The following is a 21,740-nucleotide window of genomic DNA, read 5'->3' as shown; positions in this document are numbered from 1 at the left end:
CAGAACCATCGTGATCGCCGCCGTCAGCGTCGTCTTGCCGTGGTCAACGTGACCAATCGTGCCGATGTTGCAGTGCGGCTTGTTACGTTCGAACTTTTCCTTGGCCATTCTCTTCTCTCCGTCCCCTGAACAGGGGGCTTTGTCCTAGTGTTTCAGGGGGTGATTTAAGCGGAATACTTCTTGATCACTTCGTCGGCGACGTGTTGCGGCACCGGCTCGTAGTGGTCGTACTGCATGGTGAAGGCCGCGCGGCCCTGCGACATGCCGCGAAGCGTGTTCACATAGCCGAACATGTTGGCCAGCGGCACGAAGGCGTTCACGACGGTGGCGTTGCCGCGCATGTCCTGACCCTGGATCATGCCGCGACGGCCGTTCAGGTCGCCGATGACCGAACCGAGGTAGTCCTCGGGGGTCACGACCTCGACCGCCATGATCGGCTCGAGCAGCTTGGGCGCGCCCTTGTCCTTCAGTTCGCGGAAGGCGGCGCGGGCCGCGATTTCGAACGCCAGCACGCTGGAGTCGACGTCGTGGAACTTGCCGTCCGTCAGCGTCGCCTTGAAGTCGATCAGCGGGAAGCCGGCCAGCAGGCCGCCGTCCTTGATGGACTCGAGGCCCTTCTGGACGCCCGGGATGTATTCCTTGGGCACGGCGCCGCCGACGATCGAGTTCTCGAACACGAAGCCCGAGCCGGGCTCGCCGGGCTCGAAGGTGATCATGACGCGGGCGAACTGGCCCGTACCGCCGGTCTGCTTCTTGTGCGTGTAGTCGATGTCGACCTTGCGGCCGAGCGATTCACGGTAGGCCACCTGCGGCTGACCGATGGTGGCGTCGACCTTGTAGGTGCGGCGCAGGATGTCGATCTTGATGTCGAGGTGCAGCTCGCCCATCCCCTTGAGGATGGTCTGGCCCGACTCGTGATCGGTCGAGACGGTGAAGGAGGGATCCTCCGAGGCCAGCTTGGCCAGGGCGACGCCCAGCTTCTCCTGGTCGGCCTTGGTCTTGGGCTCGACCGAGATCTCGATCACGGGCGCCGGGAATTCCATCTTCTCGAGGATGACGGGCGACTTCAGGGGATCGCACAGGGTGTCGCCCGTGCGGGTGTCCTTGAGGCCGGCCAGGGCGACGATGTCGCCGGCGTAGGCTTCCTTGATGTCCTGACGGTCGTTGGAGTGCATCAGCAGCATGCGGCCGACGCGTTCCTTGCGGTCGCGGCTGGAGTTCAGCAGGCCCATGCCGGTTTCCATCTTGCCGGAATAGATGCGGCAGAAGGTCAGCGAGCCGACGAACGGGTCGTCCATGATCTTGAAGGCCAGAACCGACAGGGGCTCGTCGTCGGAGGCGCGGCGCACGACCGGTTCTTCCGTCTTGAAGTCGATGCCCGGGGTCGGGGGGATGTCGACCGGCGACGGCAGGTAGTCGACGACGGCGTCCAGCAGCGTCTGCACGCCCTTGTTCTTGAAGGCCGAGCCGCACAGGATCGGATAGAAGGCGCCGGTCAGCACGGCCTTGCGGATGCACTTCTTCAGCACTTCCAGCGACGGCTCGGTGCCGTCCAGATAGGCTTCCATCGCCTCGTCATCGAGTTCGACGGCGTTGTCGATCAGGTACTGGCGAGCGGCGACGGCCTTGTCCATCAGGTCGTCCGGGATCGGGCCGACGGTGAAGTTGGCGCCCAGGGCGTCGTTGTCCCAGACCACCGAATTCATGGCGACGACGTCGACCAGGCCCGACAGCGAGGATTCCGAACCGATCGGGAACTGGATCGGCACGGCCTTGGCGCCCAGGCGGTCGCGGATCGACTGCACCGAGGCGTCGAAGTCGGCGCCGATCTTGTCCATCTTGTTGACGAACACGATCCGCGGAACGTTGTATTTGTCGGCCTGACGCCAGACGGTTTCGGTCTGCGGCTCGACGCCGGCGTTGCCGTCCAGCACCGTCACGGCGCCGTCGAGCACGCGCAGCGAACGTTCGACCTCGATGGTGAAGTCCACGTGGCCCGGGGTGTCGATGATGTTGAGGCGCTTCTCTTTCCAGAAGGCGGTCGTCGCGGCCGACGTGATGGTGATGCCGCGTTCCTGCTCCTGGTCCATCCAGTCCATGGTCGCGGCGCCGTCGTGGACTTCGCCGATCTTGTGGGACTTGCCGGTGTAATACAGGATCCGCTCGGTCGTCGTCGTCTTGCCCGCGTCGATGTGGGCCATGATGCCGAAGTTGCGGTAGTCCTCGATCTTGTTGAGACGGGCCATGAGAAGCGTGCCTTGAAGTGAGTTCAGGACGCGTTTCGCGCCCTCGGGGAGATGTCGATCTGTGCGGATAAGCGGGCGCGGGCGATTTAGCTCAAACCGCCCGCGCCGGATAGTCACTAGATAGGCGCCGAACGCGGCGCCTTGAAGGCGTTTACCAGCGGTAGTGGCTGAAGGCGCGGTTGGCTTCGGCCATCTTGTGAGTGTCTTCGCGCTTCTTGACCGCGGTGCCGCGGTTGTTCGAAGCGTCCAGCAGCTCGGCGGCCAGCTTTTCGGTCATGGTGTTCTCGCCACGCTTGCGCGCGGCGTTGACCAGCCAGCGGATGGCCAGGGCGCGGCGGCGATCGGGGCGAACCTCGACCGGCACCTGATAGGTGGCGCCGCCGACGCGACGCGAGCGGACTTCAACGGCCGGGGCCACATTGTCCAGCGCGGCGTGGAAGGTCGCGACGGGCTCCTGCTCCTTCTTCTTGTCGGCCAGGATCTCGAACGCGCCGTAGACGATGTTCTCGGCGACGGCCTTTTTGCCCTCGTACATGACGTAGTTCATGAACTTGGTGACGATCAGATCCTTGTATTTGGGATCCGGCAGAACTTCGCGCTTCTGTGCGCGGTGACGACGGGACATGGGCTTGGCCTTCTAAAGCGGTGTCGGACGGCCGGCGCGAGCCGGCGAATGGAATGGGGCGGTCGCTTACTTCGGACGCTTGGCGCCGTAGTGCGAACGGCGCTGCTTGCGATCCTTGACGCCCTGCGTGTCGAGCACGCCGCGCAGGATGTGGTAGCGAACGCCAGGAAGGTCTTTCACGCGGCCGCCGCGGATCAGGACCACCGAGTGCTCCTGCAGATTGTGGCCCTCGCCGGGGATGTAGCACACGGCCTCGATGCCCGTGGTCAGGCGGACCTTGGCGACCTTACGCAGAGCCGAGTTGGGCTTCTTCGGGGTCGTCGTATAGACGCGGGTGCAGACGCCGCGGCGCTGGGGGCAGCCCTTCAGGGCCGGCACCTTGTTGCGCACCGGCTTGGGTTGGCGCGGCTTGCGGATCAGCTGGTTGATAGTCGGCATGGAGTCTCGGTTCTCTTCAATCGATGGGGGCGTGTGCCTTTCGGCCGGAGCGCCCCGGTGAGCCTTCTTTTCGGACGACGCCTGAACGCCGCCCCGGGTTTGATCTCGAGCCGAGGAGAGCCAACCAAACGAAAAAACCGGAACGCGCGCTTCGGGCGTTCCGGCGGGCGCAGCCCGTCCGCTCAATTGTCACGATCCCGGAACCCGGCGAACCGGGAGCCTCGAAAGTGGGGGGCTTCTACGCGCGAGGGGGCGCGGGGTCAAGGGTGGCGTGACGTCTGCCGGAGCGGCTCACCCGCAACACAGCCGCAATACCGCCACGCTCACCCCCTCCCATGCGCGCATGGCGGGTGGCGGGGGCATGTCGAGATCGATCCGGGTGTGGCCGCGCGCCGACCGCTGGCGCAAGCCCGCCATCGTCGCGGCCTCCCTGCTGCTGCACGCGGGCCTTCTGGGGTATCTCGGCCTGCGGACCATGGGACCGGCCTCGCCGTTCCCCGACCCGGAACCCACCATCTATGTCCAGCTTGAGCCCCGGCCCCTGCTGGCCGACGAGACCCCGCGACAACCGGTGGCCGCCCGGCAGACCGAGGCTCCGCCGTTGACCCGGTCCGTCACCACCCCGACCCCGCGCGACGAGGACGAGGACGAATCGCCCGCGCCGCCCTCCCCGCGCCTCGCGGCGCCCGCCCCTGGCGCGCCTCCGCCCCCGGCGGACAGCGCCTGGACCGTCCGCCCCCGCACCCTCGGCGACCGCATCGGCCAGGGCCTGCGCACCAGTCCCGTCGGCTGCGCCGCCGGCGCCGTGCTCAGCGCCGCCGAACGCGCCATCTGCGACGACCGCTTCGGCCAGCGGGCGGCGACGGCCCGGCCCATCGAAGGCACGGGCAATCCGGAACGCGACGCCCGCTTCGCCCGCGAGGGCGCCCGCCGCCTCGCCGAATACGAGGCCCGCCGGCGCCCCCTGGCAGGCGGCAGCGGCAATGTCGGCCCCCAGGACGGCCCTGGCTCCAACTTCGGCATGGGTGTCGCAGGGGCGCATCTGGACCAGTCCCTGCGTCCGGACTCGACGCAGAACATCCGCACCCGCAGGGATGGTCCGCGCAGCAGCGGAACGCCGCTCACGCCCGGCGCCGGGTTCCAGCGCGACCCGCCGCCCCGCTGAAACCACGCGCTGCCCGCGCTCAAGCAGGGAGCCGCCGCGCGGCGAGCGATAGCGCCAAAAGAAAAGGGCGGCCCCGTCGCCGGGGCCGCCCTCTTCACGGTTGGATTGTCATCCCGGGCTCGACCCGGGATCAGCCTTCGCTGCTCTCCAGCTCCAGCGCCAGGTCGGCCGGAAGCGGCTCGATGGCCTCTTCCCGCTGCGACGTCAGTTCGGCGTCGCGTTCGTTGGCGATCTTCTGCAGGGCGCGGAGATAGGCGCCCGTGCCGGCCGGGATCAGGCGGCCGACGATGACGTTCTCCTTCAGGCCTTCCAGCGTATCGATCTTGCCGTTGACCGAGGCGTCGGTGAGGACGCGGGTCGTCTCCTGGAAGGACGCCGCCGAGATGAAGCTGCGGGTCTGCAGCGACGCCTTGGTGATGCCCAGCAGGACCGGCTGGGTGGTGGCCTGACGGCCGCCACGCTTCTCGACCTTCTGGTTTTCCAGCACGGCTTCCGCCACCTCGACCGTGTCGCCACGGATCAGGGTGGTCTCGCCCGAGTCCAGGATCTCGACCTTCTGCAGCATCTGGCGAACGATCACCTCGATGTGCTTGTCGTTGATCGGCACGCCCTGCAGTCGGTAGACCTCCTGCACTTCGTTCACCAGGTACTCGGCCAGGGCCTCGACGCCCTGGATGCGCAGCAGGTCGTGCGGATCCGGGTTGCCGTCGATGATGTAGTCGCCCTTGTTGATCAGATCGCCGTCGTGGACGGAGATGTGCTTGCCCTTGGGGATCAGGAATTCGACCGGTTCGGCCTGGTTGCCGTCGGCATCCGGTTCCGGCGTGATCTTGATGCGACGCTTGTTCTTGTAGTCGCGTCCGAATTCCACGCGGCCGTCCATCTCGGCGATGACCGCGCAGTCCTTGGGTCGACGGGCTTCGAACAGCTCGGCCACCCGCGGCAGACCGCCGGTGATGTCGCGCGTCTTGGCGCCCTCGGTCGGGACGCGGGCGATGATCTCGCCCGGCTTGACCACGTCGCCGTTGTTCACGGACAGAACCGCGCCCACCGGCAGCAGGTAACGGGCGTCGGAGCCCGAGGCCAGCTTGGCGTAGGCGTCGCCGGAGGTGACGCCCATGGCCGGACGCAGGTCCGCCCCACGCGGGCTGGCGCGCCAGTCGCTGACGACGCGCTGGGCGATGCCCGTCGCTTCGTCGGTTTCCTCGCGGACCGACAGGCCCTCGACCAGGTCCTCGAACCGGATCACGCCGCCGACTTCCGTCAGGATCGGAGAGGTGTAGGGGTCCCACTCGGCCAGACGCTGGCTGCGCTTGACGTCCGATCCCTCGACCACCCGCAGGCGGGCGCCGTACGGGATCTTGTGGCTCTCGCGGTCCTTGCCGTCGACCACGATGGTGACGACGACGTTGCGGCTCATGGCCACCAGATCGCCGTGCGCCGCCTTGACGGTGGGGCCGGTGATACGGGCGATGCCGGGGTTGGTCGCCTCGTAGAACGAGGTTTCCGCCACCTGCGCCGTGCCGCCGATGTGGAAGGTCCGCATCGTCAGCTGGGTGCCGGGTTCGCCGATCGACTGGGCGGCGATGACGCCGACCGCTTCGCCGATGTTGACGTTGGTGCCGCGCGCCAGGTCACGCCCGTAGCAATAGGCGCAGATGCCGGCTTCGGCTTCGCAGGTCAGGGCCGAGCGGACCTTGACCGACTGGACGCCGGCGTTGTCGATGACCTCGACCTCTTCCTCTTGCAGGTAGGTGTCGGCCTTGAACAGGACCTTGTCGCCGCCCGGTTCCTTGATGTCCTCCGCCGCGTAGCGACCCAGAACCCGCTGACCCAGCGAGACCAGCACGTCGCCGCCTTCGACCACGGCGCGCAGGGTGATGCCCCGCGTCGAGCCGCAATCGTCCTCGGTGACGATCGAGTCCTGCGCCACGTCGACCAGACGACGCGTCAGATAGCCGGAGTTGGCGGTCTTCAGCGCGGTGTCGGCCAGACCCTTGCGGGCGCCGTGGGTGGAGTTGAAGTACTCAAGGACGGTCAGGCCTTCCTTGAAGTTCGAGATGATCGGCGTCTCGATGATCTCGCCCGAGGGCTTGGCCATCAGGCCGCGCATGCCGCCCAGCTGCTTCATCTGGGCCTGCGAACCGCGGGCGCCGGAGTTGGCCATCATGAACACCGAGTTGATGTCCGGCGCCTGACCCTTGGCCAGAACGCGCGGCTGCGCGATCTCGCCCATCATGGCGTCGGCGATCTTGTCCGTGGCCTTGGCCCAGGCGTCGACGACCTTGTTGTACTTCTCGCCCTTGGTGATCAGGCCGTCGGCGTACTGTTGCTCGTACTCCTCGACCTGGGTCCGGGTGGCGGCGACCAGGGTGGCCTTGGCGGCGGGGATGACGATGTCGTCCTTGCCGAAGGAGATGCCGGCCTTGGCGGCTTCACGGAAGCCCAGCTGCATCATCTGGTCGGCGAAGATGACCGTCGCCTTCTGACCACAGTGGCGATAGACCTGATCGATCAGGTTGCCGATTTCCTTCTTGGTCAGGTTCTTCTCGAGCAGGCGGTAGCCGATGTTCGCGTTATGCGGCAGCAGCGCGCCCAGCTTCATCCGGCCCGGGGTCGTGTCGATGACCTTGGTGATGACTTCGCCGGCGGCGTTCATCTCGGTCCAGCGAGCCTTGATCTTGGTGTGCAGGGACACGACACCGGCGTCGAGCGCGGCGTCGATCTCGCCCATGTTGGCGAACAGCTTGCCCTCGCCCTTCTCGCCTTCCTTGACCAGCGACAGGTAGTACAGGCCCAGGACGATGTCCTGCGACGGCACGATGATCGGCTTGCCGTTGGCGGGCGACAGGATGTTGTTCGTCGACATCATCAGGACGCGCGCTTCCAGCTGGGCCTCGAGGCTCAGCGGGACGTGAACGGCCATCTGGTCGCCGTCGAAGTCGGCGTTGAAGGCGGTGCAGACCAGCGGGTGCAGGCGAATGGCCTTGCCCTCGATCAGCTTCGGCTCGAACGCCTGGATGCCCAGACGGTGAAGCGTCGGCGCGCGGTTCAGCAGGACCGGGTGCTCGCGGATGACCTCGTCGAGGATATCCCACACCTGCGGCTGCTCGCGCTCGACCATGCGCTTGGACTGTTTGACGGTGCCCGACAGGCCCTTGGCGTCAAGGCGCGCATAGATGAACGGCTTGAACAGTTCGAGCGCCATCTTCTTGGGCAGGCCGCACTCGTGCAGCTTCAGCTCGGGACCCACGGTAATGACCGAACGGCCCGAATAGTCGACGCGCTTGCCCAGAAGGTTCTGGCGGAAGCGGCCCTGCTTGCCCTTCAGCATGTCGGCGAGCGACTTCAGCGGACGCTTGTTGGCGCCCGTGATGACGCGGCCGCGGCGGCCGTTGTCGAACAGGGCGTCGACCGATTCCTGCAGCATCCGCTTTTCGTTGCGGATGATGATGTCGGGCGCGCGCAGTTCGATCAGGCGCTTCAGGCGGTTGTTCCGGTTGATGACCCGGCGATACAGGTCGTTCAGGTCGGAGGTGGCGAAGCGGCCGCCGTCCAGCGGCACCAGCGGGCGCAGTTCCGGCGGGATGACCGGCACGACCGTCAGGATCATCCACTCGGGCTTGTTGCCGCTCTCGAGGAAGGCCTCGATCAGCTTCAGGCGCTTGGAGGCCTTCTTGGCCTTCATTTCCGAGGGGCTGTCGGCCAGTTCGCCGCGGTGCTTTTCGGCCTCGGCGTGCAGGTCGATGCCGATCAGCAGGTTGCGCACGGCCTCGGCGCCGATCTCGGCGGTGAAGCCGTCATCGCCGAACTCGTCCTGGTAGCGGTAGAACTCGTCTTCCGTCAGCAGCTGGTTCTGCTTCAGCGGGGTCAGGCCCGGCTCGGTGACGATGTAGTTTTCGAAGTAGAGGACGCGCTCCACGTCCTTCAGCGCCATGTCCAGCATCAGCGAGATGCGCGACGGCAGCGACTTCAGGAACCAGATGTGGGCGACCGGCGACGCCAGTTCGATGTGGCCCATCCGCTCGCGGCGAACGCGGGCCAGGGTGACCTCAACGCCGCACTTCTCGCAGATGATGCCCTTGTATTTCATGCGCTTGTACTTGCCGCACAGGCATTCGTAGTCCTTGGTCGGGCCAAAGATACGGGCGCAGAACAGGCCGTCACGCTCAGGCTTGAACGTCCGGTAGTTGATCGTCTCGGGTTTTTTGATCTCGCCAAACGACCACGACCGGATCTTCTCCGGGCTGGCGAGGGCGATCTTGATCTGGTCGAAGGTCGGGGTGACCGGGACCGCGTTGAAGATGTTCAGGACTTCCTGGTTCATCTTGATTCCTTCTGCGGGGTGACCCGCCAAATTTCATTGAGGGAGAAAGCGAAAGACCGTCCCTCCCCGCTTTCGCGGAGAGGGATTTTGATCGGTCAGCTGTTCTCCAGCTCCACGTTCAGGCCCAGCGAGCGCATTTCCTTGACGAGCACGTTGAAGCTCTCGGGAATGCCCGCCTCGAAGCTGTCGTCGCCGCGGACGATGGCCTCGTAGACCTTGGTCCGGCCGGCCACGTCGTCGGACTTCACCGTCAGCATCTCCTGCAGGGTGTAGGCCGCGCCGTACGCTTCCAGCGCCCAGACCTCCATCTCGCCGAAGCGCTGTCCGCCGAACTGCGCCTTGCCGCCCAGCGGTTGCTGGGTGACGAGCGAGTACGGCCCGATGGAACGGGCGTGGATCTTGTCGTCGACCAGGTGGTGCAGCTTCAGCATGTAGATGTAGCCGACCGTGACCGGACGCTTGAACTGCTCGCCGGTCTGACCGTCATAGACGATCGACTGGCCCGTGCGGTCGAGGCCCGCCTTCTCCAGCAGTTCCTCGATGTCGTTGATGTGCGCGCCGTCGAACACCGGGGTGGCGAACGGAACGCCCTTGGACAGGTTGCGGGCCAGCTCGACCAGGTCCTCTTCCGATTCCGGAAGCGGGGTGTCGGCGCCGTAGATGCTGGTCAGGTGATCGACCAGCGCCTTCTTCTGTCCGCCCTGTTGCCAGGCTTCCAGAAGACCCTGGATCTGCTTGCCGAGACCGGCGGCGGCCCAGCCCAGGTGGGTTTCGAAGATCTGGCCGATGTTCATGCGCGAAGGCACGCCCAGCGGGTTCAGAACGACGTCCACCGAGGTGCCGTCTTCCAGGTGCGGCATGTCCTCGATCGGCAGGATCTTGGAGATGACGCCCTTGTTGCCGTGACGGCCGGCCATCTTGTCGCCGGGCTGAAGCTTGCGCTTCACGGCCACGAAGACCTTGACCATCTTCATCACGCCGGGGGGCAGTTCGTCGCCGCGTTGCAGCTTCTCGACCTTGTCCTCGAAGCGGCGGTCGAGCGCCTTGCGGGCGTCCTCGAACTGCTTCTTCATGGCTTCCAGCTCGCCCATCGCCTTCTCGTCGTCGAGGGCGATCTGCCACCACAGGCCGCGCGACAGCTCGCCCAGCTTGGCTTCGGTGACGACGCCGCGACCCAGGCCCTTCGGACCCGAGGTGGCGGTCTTGCCGACGATCAGCGGATGCAGACGACCGTAGACGTTGCGCTCGAGGATCTTCAGCTCGTCGTCGCGGTCCTTGCCCAGGCGTTCGATTTCCGAACGCTCGATGGCGATGGCCCGTTCGTCCTTGTCGACGCCGTGGCGGTTGAAGACGCGCACGTCGACGATGGTGCCGGCGACGCCGGGCGGCAGGCGCAGGCTGGTGTCGCGGACATCCGAAGCCTTCTCGCCGAAGATGGCGCGCAGCAGCTTCTCTTCCGGCGTCATCGGGCTTTCGCCCTTCGGCGTGACCTTGCCGCACAGGATGTCGCCCGGCTGGACCTCGGCGCCGATCGCCACGATGCCGGCCTCGTCGAGGTTGCGCAGGGCTTCCTCGCCGACGTTCGGGATGTCGCGGGTGATCTCTTCCGGCCCCAGCTTGGTGTCGCGGGCCATGACCTCGAACTCCTCGATGTGGATCGAGGTGAAGACGTCGTCGCGCACGATGCGCTCGGAGATCAGGATCGAGTCTTCGAAGTTGTAGCCGTTCCAGGGCATGAAGGCGACGAGGGCGTTGCGGCCCAGGGCCAGTTCGCCCAGGTCCGTCGACGGGCCGTCGGCGATCACGTCGCCGACCTTCACTTCATCGCCCACGCGTACGATCGGGCGCTGGTTGATGCAGGTCGACTGGTTGGAACGCTGGAATTTCGACAGGCGGTAGATGTCGACGCCCGAACGGCCGGCGTCCAGCTCGTTGGTGGCGCGCACGACGATGCGGGTGCCGTCGATCTGCTCGACGACGCCGTCACGACGGGCGACCACGACGGCGCCGGAGTCCACGGCCACGACCGCTTCCATGCCGGTGCCGACCAGCGGTGCGTCGGATTGCACCAGCGGCACGGCCTGACGCTGCATGTTCGCGCCCATCAGGGCCCGGTTGGCGTCATCGTTTTCGAGGAACGGGATCAGGGCCGCGGCGACCGAGACGACCTGCTTCGGCGACACGTCCATCATGTCCACGTCGGCGCGGATCAGCAGCTGCGAGTCGCCGTTGATGCGGCCCGGAACCAGCTCCTCGACGATCATGCCGTCCTTGAGCTCGATGTTGGCCTGGGCGATCGTGTATTTCGCCTCTTCCATGGCCGAGATGTAGACCACCTCGTCCGTGGCCTTGCCGTCCTTCACGCGCCGGTAGGGGCTCTCGATGAAGCCGTACTTGTTGACCCGCGCGTGGGTGGCCAGCGAGTTGATCAGGCCGATGTTCGGGCCTTCCGGCGTTTCGATCGGGCAGATGCGGCCGTAGTGGGTCGGGTGCACGTCGCGGACTTCGAAGCCCGCGCGCTCGCGCGTCAGACCGCCCGGGCCAAGCGCCGAGAGGCGGCGCTTGTGGGTGATCTCGCTGAGCGGGTTGGTCTGGTCCATGAACTGCGACAGCTGCGACGAGCCGAAGAACTCGCGCACGGCCGCGGCGGCCGGCTTGGCGTTGATCAGGTCGTGCGGCATCACCGTGTCGATATCGACCGAGGACATGCGCTCCTTGATGGCGCGCTCCATCCGCAGCAGGCCGACGCGGTACTGGTTCTCCAGCAGCTCGCCGACCGAACGGACCCGGCGGTTGCCGAGGTTGTCGATGTCGTCGATCTCGCCCTGGCCGTCCTTCAGGCCGACGAGGATCTGCAGCACGCGCAGGACGTCGTCCTTGCGCAGCACGCGGATCTCGTCCGAGACGTCCGGGGTTTCCAGACGCATGTTCATCTTCACGCGGCCGACGGCGGACAGGTCGTAGCGCTCGCTGTCGAAGAACAGCGAGTTGAACATGGCTTCGGCGGCCTCCGGGGTCGGCGGCTCGCCCGGACGCATCACGCGATAGACGTCGAACAGCGCGTCCTCGCGGCCGGTGTTCTTGTCGATGCGCAGGGTGTTGCGCATGTAGGCGCCGACCGTGACGTGGTCGATGTCCAGCACGTCGATGGTGGAGAAGCCCTTCTCCTCCAGCAGCTCGATGGTCGGGGCGTCCAGCTCGTCGCCGGCCTCGGCGTAGATCTCGCCGGTCTCGTAGTTGACGGCGTCGGCGGCCAGATACTTGGTCAGCAGGGCGTCGGCGGCCAGCGACAGCGACGTGGTCGTGTCGCCCAGCTTCTTGGCCTGGCGGGCGCTGATCTTGGTGCCGGCGGCGGCGATCACTTCACCGGTGTCGGCGTCGACCAGGTCGAACTCCGGCTTCACGCCGCGCCAGCGCTCGGCCTTGTAGGGGGTGACCCAGCCTTCGCCGCGCTTCTCGTAGGGCACGGTCTCGTAGAAGGTCTTGAGGATTTCCTCGCCGTCCATGCCCAGGGCCATCAGGAAGGTCGAGGCCGGCAGCTTACGACGGCGGTCGATGCGGGTGTAGACCACGTCCTTGGCGTCGAACTCGAAGTCGAGCCACGAACCGCGGTACGGGATCACGCGGGCGGCGAACAGCAGCTTGCCCGAGCTGTGCGTCTTGCCCTTGTCGTGGTCGAAGAAGACGCCGGGCGAACGGTGCATCTGCGAGACGATGACCCGCTCGGTGCCGTTGACGACGAAGGTGCCCTTGTCGGTCATGAGCGGGATATCGCCCATGTAGACGTCCTGCTCCTTGATGTCCTTGACCGAGCGCGCGCCGGTCTCTTCATCCGCCTCGAATACGATCAGGCGCAGCTTGACCTTCAGCGGCGCGGCATAGGTCATGTCGCGCTGGATGCATTCCTCGACGTCGTACTTCGGGTCCTCGAACTCGTAGGAGACGTATTCCAGGATGGCGCGTTCGTTGAAGTCCTTGATCGGGAAGACCGATTTGAAGACCGCCTCGATGCCCTGGTCCTTGCGCGGTCCGCTGCGCACTTCGCGCTGCAGGAACTGCTCGTAGGAGGCGCGCTGAACCTCGATCAGGTTCGGCATCTGCACCGCTTCGGGGATCCGGCCGAACGAGTGGCGGATGCGCTTCTTGCCGGTGAAGGTGGTGGCGTGGGCGAACTGACCGTTGACGACGGCGAGCTCAGCTTTGGACTTGGCCATTCTGTCTTCCCAATGCGCGGGCCGGGCAGCCCGCGTTCAATGCAGCAGCCACGGCTCCGCCTCTCGGGCGAACCGTGACCATCGGTTTCGACGTCCACCCTCGGGCCTCTCGGCGCCAGGACGTCTGAAATGTAGAGCTCCCTTGGGGAGGAGCACGCCTTCGCTCGGTCGGAGGGCGACGGACCGGGCCTCGGCGCTTTCGCGCGCATACGGGGGGATGTTTGCGGGACCGGCACATATACGCGCTTCTCTGACGAAATAAAGGCCCCCACTGATCTTTCCTCCCTGTCGCGCAGCGATGGGGAGGGGGACCGCCCCGGCGATTCAGCCGGGGTGGTGGAGGGGGCGACTTGATGGCGGGGGCAGGACGACCTCCCCCGGCGCCCATTGCTTTGCAGCGGGGAGGAAAATAGCGTCCCCGCCATGAAACACCTGATCCTCACGGCCGCCGTCGCCCTCTCCCTCGCCGCCTGCGCCGGCGCATCGCCGCCGCCGCCGGCCGCCGCGACGCCGGGCGTCGGCACGCCCGAGGGCTGGGCCGCCGGAAACGCCCGGTATCTGGTCGTCAACGGCGCCCGCCGCGGCTGGACCACCACCGAATCGGGCCTGCAGTACCGCCGCGTCGGCCGGGCGCACCCCGAGGGCCGCCAGCCCTCGGGCGCCGACACGGTCAAGGTTCACTATCGCGGGACCTTCGTCGACGGCCGCGAGTTCGACAGCTCCTACGCGCGTAACGAACCCGCGGAATTCCCGCTCAACCGCGTCATCAAGGGCTGGACCGAGGGCGTCGCCCTGATGCGCGAGGGCGAAAAATTCGAATTCGTCATCCCCGCCGCCCTCGGCTACGGCGAGCGCTGGGTCGGCGGCGGCGACCTCCCGCCCAACTCGACCCTGCTGTTCACGGTCGAACTGCTGGAAGTGAAGCCGGCGGCGTGATTCTTGATCCGCTCATCCCGCCGGGATGAGCGGGATCGCGAGCCGACGGAACCCCTGACATGACCGCGTTTTAATCAGGCGCGGCGTGGTCACGCTTGACCCCCGCCCCCGCCCGGCGTGATCTGCGCCTCCCCTCGGTCCCGGATTGCCCCGATGAAGCCTGCCGCCCGCCTGCTCGCCTCCGCCTGCGCCGCCGTCCTGCTGTTCGGGGCCGCGCCCGGACTGGCCCAGGTCGGAACGCCGGCTCTCGACCGCGTCCTGACCCCCGTCCCCGCGCCGCGGGACGTCGCCTACCCCGGCGTCATCACGCTCGAGATGGACGCCACCGACATCGACCGCCGCATCGTCTCGGTCAAACAGACCATTCCCGTCGCCGGCCCCGGCCCGCTGATCCTGCTCTATCCGCAGTGGATCCCCGGCAATCACGGTCCGGTCGGCCCGGTCGACGACCTCGGCGACCTGCGCATCACGGCCAATGGCCAGCCGCTCCGCTGGGTCCGCAACACGGTCGACACCAACGCCTACCAGGTCGAGGTCCCGGCCGGGGCCGCCTCGGTCGAGGTCTCATTCAAATGGCTGACCCCGATCGACGGCGCCCAGGGCCGCATCGTCATCACCGACGAGATGCTGAACATCCAGTGGGAGAAGGCCCTGCTCTATCCGGCCGGCTACTATTCCCGGCAGATCACCTTCCAGCCGACCCTGCGCCTGCCCGCCGGCTGGCAATACGGCACGGCGCTCGACACCCGCTCGTTCCAGAACGGCGTGGCCAGCTTCGCCCCCGTCACCCTCGAGCATTTCGCCGACAGCCCCGTGTTCGCCGGGGCCCATTACCGCCAGATCGACCTCGATCCCGGCGGCCGTTCGCCGGTGCGGCTGAACATCGTCGCTGACGACGCCGACATGCTGGCCGCCACCGACGAACACATCGAGCTGCATCGCAACCTGGTCGACCAGGCCGATCGCCTCTACGGCGCGCGCCACTTCAACCACTACGACTTCCTGCTGGCCGTCAGCGATGACCTCGGCGGCATCGGGCTCGAGCATCACCGCTCGTCCGAGAACAGCGTCGACACCGACTATTTCACCGACGCCGCCTCGACCCTCGCCGACCGCGACCTGCTGGGCCACGAATACACCCACTCCTGGAACGGCAAATGGCGCCGGCCCGCCGACCAGCTGACCCCCACCCTCAACGAGCCGCTGCAGAACTCCCTGCTGTGGGTCTATGAGGGCCAGACCCAGTACTGGGGGCTGATCCTGACCGCCCGCGCCGGCCTGATGACGAAACAGCAGGCCCTCGACGTCTTCGCCAACACGGCCGCCACCTACGCCGCCGACAACCCCGGCCGGTCGTGGCGCGCCATGCAGGACACCACCAACGACCCGATCATCGCCCAGCGCCGGCCCCAGCCTTGGGGCAGTTTCCAGCGCAGCGAGGACTACTATCGCGAAGGGGCCATGATCTGGCTCGACGCCGACACCCTGATCCGCGAACAGACCAACGGCCGAAAGTCTCTGGACGACTTCGCCCGGGCCTTCTTCGGCGTCCAGGACGGCAGCTGGGACCCCGCGCCCTACACCTTCGCCGACGTGACCTCGACCCTGAACGGCGTCCAGCCCAATGACTGGGCCGCCTTCCTGCGCACCCGCCTCGACGCCGTCGGCGCGAACGCCCCGACCCCGAACGGCGGCATCGAGCGCGGCGGCTACCGCCTCGTCTGGCGCGAGACGCCGAACGACTATTCGAAGGCCCTGAACAAGGAACTGGACCGCGTCGATTTCGCCTACTCGCTGGGTCTCAGCCTGAACCCGGCCAACCGCGTCACCGCCGTCCGCTGGGGCTCGCCCGCCTTCGACGCCGGCCTGACCTCGGGCTGGGAGGTCGTCGCCGTCAACGGCCGCGCCGCCAGCGCCGACGCCATCTCCGAGGCGATCACGGCGTCGAAAGGCAATACGACCCCGATCGAGATGATGCTGAAGAAGGGTGACCGCTTCCGCACCATCGCCTTCGACTACCACGGCGGCCTGCGCTACCCGCACCTCGAGCGGATCGCCGGGACCCCTGACCGCTTGGGGGAAATTCTGTCTCCGAGGCGGCGCTAATGCCGTCCCTTCCCCCCTTGCGGGGGAAGGTGGCTCGCGAAGCGAGACGGATGGGGGGTCAAACGCCCGTCCTGAACAAGCGGGTCGGCCTCCATTACGACATCCCGACCAGCACCCCCATCCGACCGGCTCCGCCGGCCACCTTCCCCCGTAAAGGGGGAAGGGCATCCGTGACGAGGCTCCCAATGCTGAAACCTGCTCTTCTCGCCCTGCTCCTGACCTCGGCCGCCCTGCCCGCCCTGGCGCAGGTCCCGGCCTCGCAGGCCCAGACGCCCCTGCCCGTCCCGACCAGCCTGCCGCGCGCCCTGCCGCCCATCCCGGCGCCGCAGGACCGCGACTATCCCGGCGTCATCGGCATCCAGGCCGATCTGACCGACCTCGATCACAAGGTCATCCGGGTGCGTCAGACCGTGCCGGTCTCGGCCGGGCATCTGGTCCTGCAGTATCCGAAATTCATCCCCGGCAACCACGCCGACACCGGCCCGATCCAGCTCGTCTCCGGCCTCACCGTCACGGGCAATGGCCAGCGGATCGAATGGCTGCGCGACACCGTCGACCCCCACGCCTTCCACCTCGACATCCCGGCCGGCGTCACGGAAATCCAGGTCGGTTTCGAATGGCTGACCCAGCCCGACAACGCCGTCTGGCGCGTGGTCATGACGCCCGAGATGGTCAATCTCCAGTGGGAGAAGGCCCTGCTCTATCCGGCGGGCTACAACCACGACCGCATCACCTTCGCCCCGTCAGTGAAGCTGCCAGAGGGCTGGCAGTACGGCGTGGCCCTGACGACCACGGGCCGTGAGGGCGACATCGCCACCTTCGCCCCCATCTCGCTCGAACATCTGGCCGACAGTCCGATGTTCGCCGGCCGGCACTATCGCCGCATCGACCTCGATCCGGGCGGACGCTCGCCCGTCAACCTGCACCTCGTCGGCGACACCGCCGCATCGCTGGCGGCCTCTCCCGAACGGATCGAACAGTATCAGTCTCTGGTCGACCAGGCCGACCGCCTGTTCGGCGCCCGCCATTTCGACCATTACGAATTCCTGCTCGGCCTGACCTCGAAGATGGGCGGCATCGGCCTCGAGCATCACCGCTCGTCCGAGAACACCGCCAGCCCCACCTTCTTCACCGCTTCCACCGCCCCCGACTATGGCGCGCGCACCCTGCTGCCGCACGAGTTCACCCACAGCTGGAACGGAAAATTCCGCCGTCCGTCAGATGAATACGTCCAGAACCTCAACCTCCCCACGCAAAACAGCCTGATGTGGGTCTATGAGGGCCAGACCGAATACTGGGGCGACGTCCTCGGCGCCCGCTCGGGTCTGGTCACGAAGGACGAGGCCATCGCCAACCTCGCCGAGGTCGCCGGCTTCTATGACCAGCAGCCCGGCCGCCGGTGGCGCCCGCTGCAGGACACCACCAATCATAACCTGCTCGGCTACCGCACCACCAACCCGTGGCCGTCGTGGATGCGCGGCACCGGCGACTACTACCGCGAGGCCCTGCTGATCTGGCTCGACGCCGACACCCTGATCCGCGAGGCCACCAGAGAGCGCAAGTCGCTCGACGACTTCGCCAAGGGCTTCTTCGGCGTCGACGACGGCGTCTGGGAGGCCAGACCCTATACCTTCGACGACGTGGTCGCGGCCCTGAACGCGGTCCACCCGCACGACTGGGCGACCTTCCTGCGCACCCGGCTCGACGCCGTCGGCCCCGACGCCCGCGCTCCGCTCGACGGCCTCGCCCGCGCCGGCTGGCGGCTGACGTACGTCGACGACCTGACCCCGGTCGAGAAGCGCATCCAGTCCGGCTGGGCCACCGACTTCCAGTATTCCCTCGGCTTCAACCTGAACGCGGCCAACCGCATCACCGGCGTGCGCTGGGGCGGGCCGGCCTTCGAACAGGGGCTGGGCGCCGGCTGGGACCTGATCGCCGTCGGCGACCGCGTCGCCTCGGCCGAGGTCCTGCGCGACGCCGTCACGGCGGCCAGGGGCGGGAGCGAGCCCATCGTCCTCGTGGTCAGGCGCGGCGACGAGTTCCGCACCCTGTCCTTCGACTACCACGACGGCCTGCGCTACCCGCGCCTGGTCCGCATCGAGGGCGCGCGCGACCGCCTGACGGACATCTTCGCCCCCCGGCGTCGCTGAAGCTGACGAGTCTCCTCCCCATCCCCGATGGGGAGGTGGCGCGGCGCCCCTTCGCGCCGTGAGGGAGGGGGTCCGCGCCGCCTTGCCGCCTTCGCCGTCTCGGCTCGAACTGCAGCCGGCCAATTGCCGTTCATGCAGCCCCCTCGATTGCCGTTCACGGGCAAAGAAAAACGGGCCGGGGATCGCTCCCCGGCCCGTCTATTTCATCAGATCGCCCTCAAGCAGCGCGAAGCGCGTTAGGGCAAAAAGACTGCTTACTTGACCTGCACCTTGGCGCCGGCTTCCGTCAGCTTCTTGGCGACTTCGTCGGCGGCCTGCTTGGAGACGTTCTCGACGACGTTCTGCGGAGCGCCTTCGACCAGGTCCTTGGCTTCCTTCAGACCCAGGTCCGAACGCACGCCGCGGACTTCCTTGATCACGTTGATCTTCTTGTCGCCGCCGTCCAGCAGGACGACGGTGAACTCGGTCTGCTCTTCAGCAGCTTCGGCGGGGGCGGCGCCGCCACCGGCGGGCATGGCCATGGCCACCGGAGCAGCGGCGCTGACGCCCCACTTTTCTTCCAGCAGCTTGGACAGTTCGGCGGCTTCCAGAACGGTCAGTTTCGACAGGTCTTCAACGATTTTGGCGAGATCGGCCATGTGAGTTTTCCTTCGGAGGAGTGGGTGTCAGAGAGAGTTTTGCAGAGATGAAAGAGGCGGTTCCGCTTACGCGGCGTCCTTCGAGGCGTACGCGCTGAACACGCGGGCCAGTTGGGAAGCCGGGGCTTGCACGACGCCGGCGATCTTGGTCGCGGGGGCGTTGAGCAGGCCGAGCAGCGAAGCGCGGATCTGGTCCAGCGACGGCAGTTTGGAGAGAACCTCCACGCCCTTCGCGTCCAGAACCTTCTCACCCATGAAGCCGCCCAGGACGATGAACTTGTCATTGGCCTTGGCGTATTCAGCGGTGATCTTGGCGGCCGTCACCGCATCGTCGGCATAGGCGATGCCCACGGGACCCTTGAACAGGCCGTGGTAGTCGCTGCCTTCGGCGGCATCCAGCGCCTTGAGCGCCAGGCGGTTCTTGACCACCTTGAACGTGCCGCCTTCCTTGCGGAGGCGTCCACGCAGGTCTTCCATGTCCGCAACGGTCAGACCCAGGTTGTGGGTCACGACCACGGCGCCCGCGTCGGCGAAGACGCCCTTGAGCGTCTCGATCGACTCGGCTTTTTGAGCGCGGTCCATTGCGGTCTCCAGTCTGGTATTCGCCGCCGGGCTTATTCCCGACGACGGATTGGCCAAAGCGCGCCGCATCGCTGCGAAGCGTTCAGGCCGGTCGTAATGTCCGAAGGAGGCTCGAACCTCGTGCGGCCCGGATACCGGGTCGACGATGGCCGTCTGCATCCCCATCTCCCCACGGCGTCAGAGGGCTCTCTGACATTTATGGCCTGGGTGACCCCCACGCCCCGAAGTTCTCGGACAGGACCGCCGCGGCCGAAGCTGCGACGGAGAAGGCGCGCTCTATACACGGGCCGGCGCAGAACTCAAGCGCCGGCTCTTCCCAAGCGTCGCCGATGGGCGTCAGATGCCGCGAAACCCGGGGCAGGACCATGACACAGCCGAACGACGACGCGCCCTCCGTTCCGCTGGAGGCGATGGGCCGCGACAGTCTCGGCCGAGACGCCGCGCCCTGGCTCGCGCCGGCGCGCCTGGCCATCGGCATGCTGCAGGGCCTGGGTCTGTTCTGGTTGCACCGCGCCTCGGACGGCGTGGCGACCTGGCCCGCGACCCAGCCCCTGCTGTTCGGCCCCCTGCTGCTGGTCCTGGGCTTTCTGCCGGTCATGCTGCTGGCCGGCGTCAGCCGTCTGCGGCTGACGACCTTGGCCATCTGGGCCGGCGTCGCCGCCGCCTCCCTGGCCCTGCTCGGCCTTCACGACATCGCCCGCCAGAGCGCCGACACCCTGCAGGGCCCGCCCTTCCTGTCGCCCCCGGTGATCCTGTTCGCCGCCGCCGGCCTGTTCATCGCCCACCATCTGGTGGCCCCGGCGGACATGGAGCGCCGCCGCATCGCCAGCTACCCGGCCTATTTCGACACCGCCACCAAGTCGCTGGTCCAGCTGGCCCTGTCGATCGGCTTCACCGCCGCCTTCTGGGCCCTGCTGCATCTCGGCGCGGCCCTGTTCCGCATCATCGGCCTCGACTTCCTCGAGGACCTGCTCGGCAAGGACTGGTTCTACATCCCCGTCACCTTCCTGGTCTTCGCCGTCGCCGTGCATCTGACCGACGTGCGCGACGGGCTGATCCGGGGAGTCCGCACCGTGGCCCTGATGCTGCTGTCCTGGCTGTTGCTGGTGATGACGGTGATCGTCGCCGGCTTCGTCGCCGCCCTGCCCTTCACCGGTCTGCAGGGTCTCTGGGAGACCGGAAACGCCACCGCCCTGGTCCTGGCCGCCGCCGCCGCCCTCGTCATCCTGATCAACGCCGCCTACCAGGACGGCCGCCCGGACAACCGGCCGCCGGCGGTGCTGCGGGTCGCCGTGCGGGTCGCCGCCGTCCTGATCGCGCCCCTGGTCGTCATCGCCTTCTGGGGTCTGGCCCTGCGCGTCGGCCAGTACGGCCTGACGCCCGACAGAATCATCGCCGCGGCCTGCGCCGTCGTCGGCGCCGCCTTCGCGGTCGGCTACGGCTGGGCCGCGCTCAGCCCGTTCTGGCGCAAGGGCGAGTGGATGCGGCCTCTGGAGCGCGCCACCATCTGGACCGGGGTCCTCGCCCTCGCCCTGATCCTGGCCCTGTTCAGTCCGCTGCTGGACCCCGCCCGGCTCTCCGTGACGGATCAGGTCGCCCGGCTGCAGCGCGGCGCGGTGACGCCGGACCGGTTCGACTACCATTTCCTCCGTTTCGAGAGCGGCAAGGCCGGACAGGCGGCGCTGGCCCGGCTCGCCCGTTCCGGAAACGCGGACATCGCCGCCCGCACCCGTGCAGCCCGGTCGGCGACCGACCGACACGACCCGGCGCTGGGCCCGCGCCATCCCCAGGTCATCGAGATGTCGCCGGCGGGTTCGGCCTTGCCGGCCGATTTCCTGACCTCCGTGGAGGGCAGGGCGCTGCGCGGCTGCGACGCCGCGGGCGACTGCGTCGCCGCGCTTCGGGACGTCAACGGCGACGGAACGCCCGAGGTCCTGCTGGCCCGGGCCCATGGCGTCCAGGTCTTCGCCCGCATCGACCCGAACCGGTGGGCCGTCGTCGGCTCCTTCGATCCGGCCGTCTGCCAGGGACGGGAGTCCGCCGACCTGCGCGAGGCGTTCCGCGCGGGGCGGTCCGCACCCGTGGCGTCCGCCTGGCCCGATCTCGTCCTCGGGATCGACTCGCGCGCCCGGTTCACGCCTGACCCGGCGAAGTGCGGCCGCGCGCCCGTCTCCGACTGGCTTGACCGTTTCGGCGCCCGCGGGCCGGCGGCGGCTTCGGTCGGCTAGCCCCGGCCCGCCCGATCGCGCCGAATGCAGTGGGGCCCTTGACCCGCCCCCGATCCGGTTCATTACAGTCAGTTCATGAAATCGG

Annotated in this window: 13 protein-coding genes; 5 read left to right on the top strand and 8 right to left on the bottom strand. The window is 67.4% G+C overall.

Translation table 11 applies throughout. The features are described from left to right. From ASD59_RS14745 to rpsL, 4 genes are all read right to left on the bottom strand, one after another. A partial coding sequence (locus ASD59_RS14745; protein WP_200947909.1) for a GTP-binding protein occupies positions 1–108 on the bottom strand: 108 nt, incomplete at its 3' end. 56 nt (positions 109–164) lie between these two features. Beyond that, positions 165–2,246 (bottom strand): elongation factor G, encoded by a 2,082-nt coding sequence (fusA, locus tag ASD59_RS12915; protein ID WP_055832314.1) that lies wholly within the window; start codon positions 2,244–2,246, stop codon positions 165–167. Between the two features lie 151 nt (positions 2,247–2,397). Beyond that, entirely contained in the window at positions 2,398–2,871 is a 474-nt protein-coding gene (gene rpsG / locus ASD59_RS12910) for a 30S ribosomal protein S7 (protein ID WP_055832312.1), read from the bottom strand. Between the two features lie 66 nt (positions 2,872–2,937). After that, positions 2,938–3,309 carry a 30S ribosomal protein S12 gene (gene rpsL / locus ASD59_RS12905; RefSeq protein ID WP_055832311.1) on the bottom strand — a complete coding sequence of 124 codons (372 nt, stop codon included), beginning with the start codon at positions 3,307–3,309 and terminating at the stop codon, positions 2,938–2,940. Positions 3,310–3,670: 361 nt separating this feature from the next. On the opposite strand from rpsL, the gene ASD59_RS12900 reads away from it, so the two are divergent. Then, positions 3,671–4,474: a hypothetical protein gene (locus ASD59_RS12900; RefSeq protein ID WP_156377031.1), complete on the top strand. Its 804-nt coding sequence runs from the start codon at positions 3,671–3,673 to the stop codon at positions 4,472–4,474. Positions 4,475–4,604: 130 nt separating this feature from the next. On the opposite strand, the gene rpoC is transcribed toward ASD59_RS12900, so the two are convergent. Both rpoC and rpoB read right to left on the bottom strand, forming a co-directional pair. Further along, on the bottom strand, positions 4,605–8,801 hold the full coding sequence (rpoC, locus tag ASD59_RS12895) for a DNA-directed RNA polymerase subunit beta' (RefSeq protein WP_055832307.1): 4,197 nt from the start codon (positions 8,799–8,801) through the stop codon (positions 4,605–4,607). A 95-nt stretch (positions 8,802–8,896) separates the two neighbouring features. Beyond that, on the bottom strand, positions 8,897–13,015 hold the full coding sequence (gene rpoB, locus ASD59_RS12890; RefSeq protein WP_055832305.1) for a DNA-directed RNA polymerase subunit beta: 4,119 nt from the start codon (positions 13,013–13,015) through the stop codon (positions 8,897–8,899). Between the two features lie 423 nt (positions 13,016–13,438). Between rpoB and ASD59_RS12885 the strand changes: the two genes are divergently transcribed. From ASD59_RS12885 to ASD59_RS12875, 3 genes are all read left to right on the top strand, one after another. Further along, on the top strand, positions 13,439–13,951 hold the full coding sequence (locus ASD59_RS12885) for an FKBP-type peptidyl-prolyl cis-trans isomerase (RefSeq protein ID WP_055832303.1): 513 nt from the start codon (positions 13,439–13,441) through the stop codon (positions 13,949–13,951). A 153-nt stretch (positions 13,952–14,104) separates the two neighbouring features. Further along, the gene (locus ASD59_RS12880; protein WP_055832301.1) at positions 14,105–16,057 is read left to right on the top strand and encodes a M61 family metallopeptidase; all 1,953 of its coding nucleotides are present in this window, start codon (positions 14,105–14,107) and stop codon (positions 16,055–16,057) included. A 185-nt stretch (positions 16,058–16,242) separates the two neighbouring features. Next, entirely contained in the window at positions 16,243–18,207 is a 1,965-nt protein-coding gene (locus tag ASD59_RS12875; protein WP_055832299.1) for a M61 family metallopeptidase, read from the top strand. A gap of 254 nt (positions 18,208–18,461) precedes the next feature. On the opposite strand, the gene rplL is transcribed toward ASD59_RS12875, so the two are convergent. Then, complete coding sequence (gene rplL, locus ASD59_RS12870) at positions 18,462–18,845, bottom strand: 50S ribosomal protein L7/L12 (protein ID WP_055832297.1); 384 nt, start codon at positions 18,843–18,845, stop codon at positions 18,462–18,464. Positions 18,846–18,911: 66 nt separating this feature from the next. Further along, on the bottom strand, positions 18,912–19,427 hold the full coding sequence (gene rplJ / locus ASD59_RS12865; RefSeq protein WP_055832296.1) for a 50S ribosomal protein L10: 516 nt from the start codon (positions 19,425–19,427) through the stop codon (positions 18,912–18,914). A gap of 365 nt (positions 19,428–19,792) precedes the next feature. Here rplJ and ASD59_RS12860 point away from each other — a divergent pair, with 365 nt between their 5' ends. Beyond that, on the top strand, positions 19,793–21,655 hold the full coding sequence (locus tag ASD59_RS12860) for a DUF4153 domain-containing protein (protein WP_055832294.1): 1,863 nt from the start codon (positions 19,793–19,795) through the stop codon (positions 21,653–21,655). Positions 21,656–21,740 lie beyond the last annotated feature (85 nt).

The sequence above is a fragment of the Brevundimonas sp. Root608 genome (assembly GCF_001427825.1).
Taxonomy (GTDB): domain Bacteria; phylum Pseudomonadota; class Alphaproteobacteria; order Caulobacterales; family Caulobacteraceae; genus Brevundimonas.
This window is presented reverse-complemented; position numbering and strand designations above follow the sequence as displayed.

Excerpts from the sequence above, each read along its gene's own strand:
- fusA (WP_055832314.1), bottom strand. The coding sequence starts at position 2,246 with ATGGCCCGTCTCAACAAGATCGAGGACTACCGCAACTTCGGCATCATG.
- rpsG (WP_055832312.1), bottom strand. The coding sequence starts at position 2,871 with ATGTCCCGTCGTCACCGCGCACAGAAGCGCGAAGTTCTGCCGGATCCC.
- rpsL (WP_055832311.1), bottom strand. The coding sequence starts at position 3,309 with ATGCCGACTATCAACCAGCTGATCCGCAAGCCGCGCCAACCCAAGCCG.
- ASD59_RS12900 (WP_156377031.1), top strand. The coding sequence starts at position 3,671 with ATGTCGAGATCGATCCGGGTGTGGCCGCGCGCCGACCGCTGGCGCAAG.
- rpoC (WP_055832307.1), bottom strand. The coding sequence starts at position 8,801 with ATGAACCAGGAAGTCCTGAACATCTTCAACGCGGTCCCGGTCACCCCG.
- rpoB (WP_055832305.1), bottom strand. The coding sequence starts at position 13,015 with ATGGCCAAGTCCAAAGCTGAGCTCGCCGTCGTCAACGGTCAGTTCGCC.
- ASD59_RS12885 (WP_055832303.1), top strand. The coding sequence starts at position 13,439 with ATGAAACACCTGATCCTCACGGCCGCCGTCGCCCTCTCCCTCGCCGCC.
- ASD59_RS12880 (WP_055832301.1), top strand. The coding sequence starts at position 14,105 with ATGAAGCCTGCCGCCCGCCTGCTCGCCTCCGCCTGCGCCGCCGTCCTG.
- ASD59_RS12875 (WP_055832299.1), top strand. The coding sequence starts at position 16,243 with ATGCTGAAACCTGCTCTTCTCGCCCTGCTCCTGACCTCGGCCGCCCTG.
- rplL (WP_055832297.1), bottom strand. The coding sequence starts at position 18,845 with ATGGCCGATCTCGCCAAAATCGTTGAAGACCTGTCGAAACTGACCGTT.
- rplJ (WP_055832296.1), bottom strand. The coding sequence starts at position 19,427 with ATGGACCGCGCTCAAAAAGCCGAGTCGATCGAGACGCTCAAGGGCGTC.
- ASD59_RS12860 (WP_055832294.1), top strand. The coding sequence starts at position 19,793 with ATGACACAGCCGAACGACGACGCGCCCTCCGTTCCGCTGGAGGCGATG.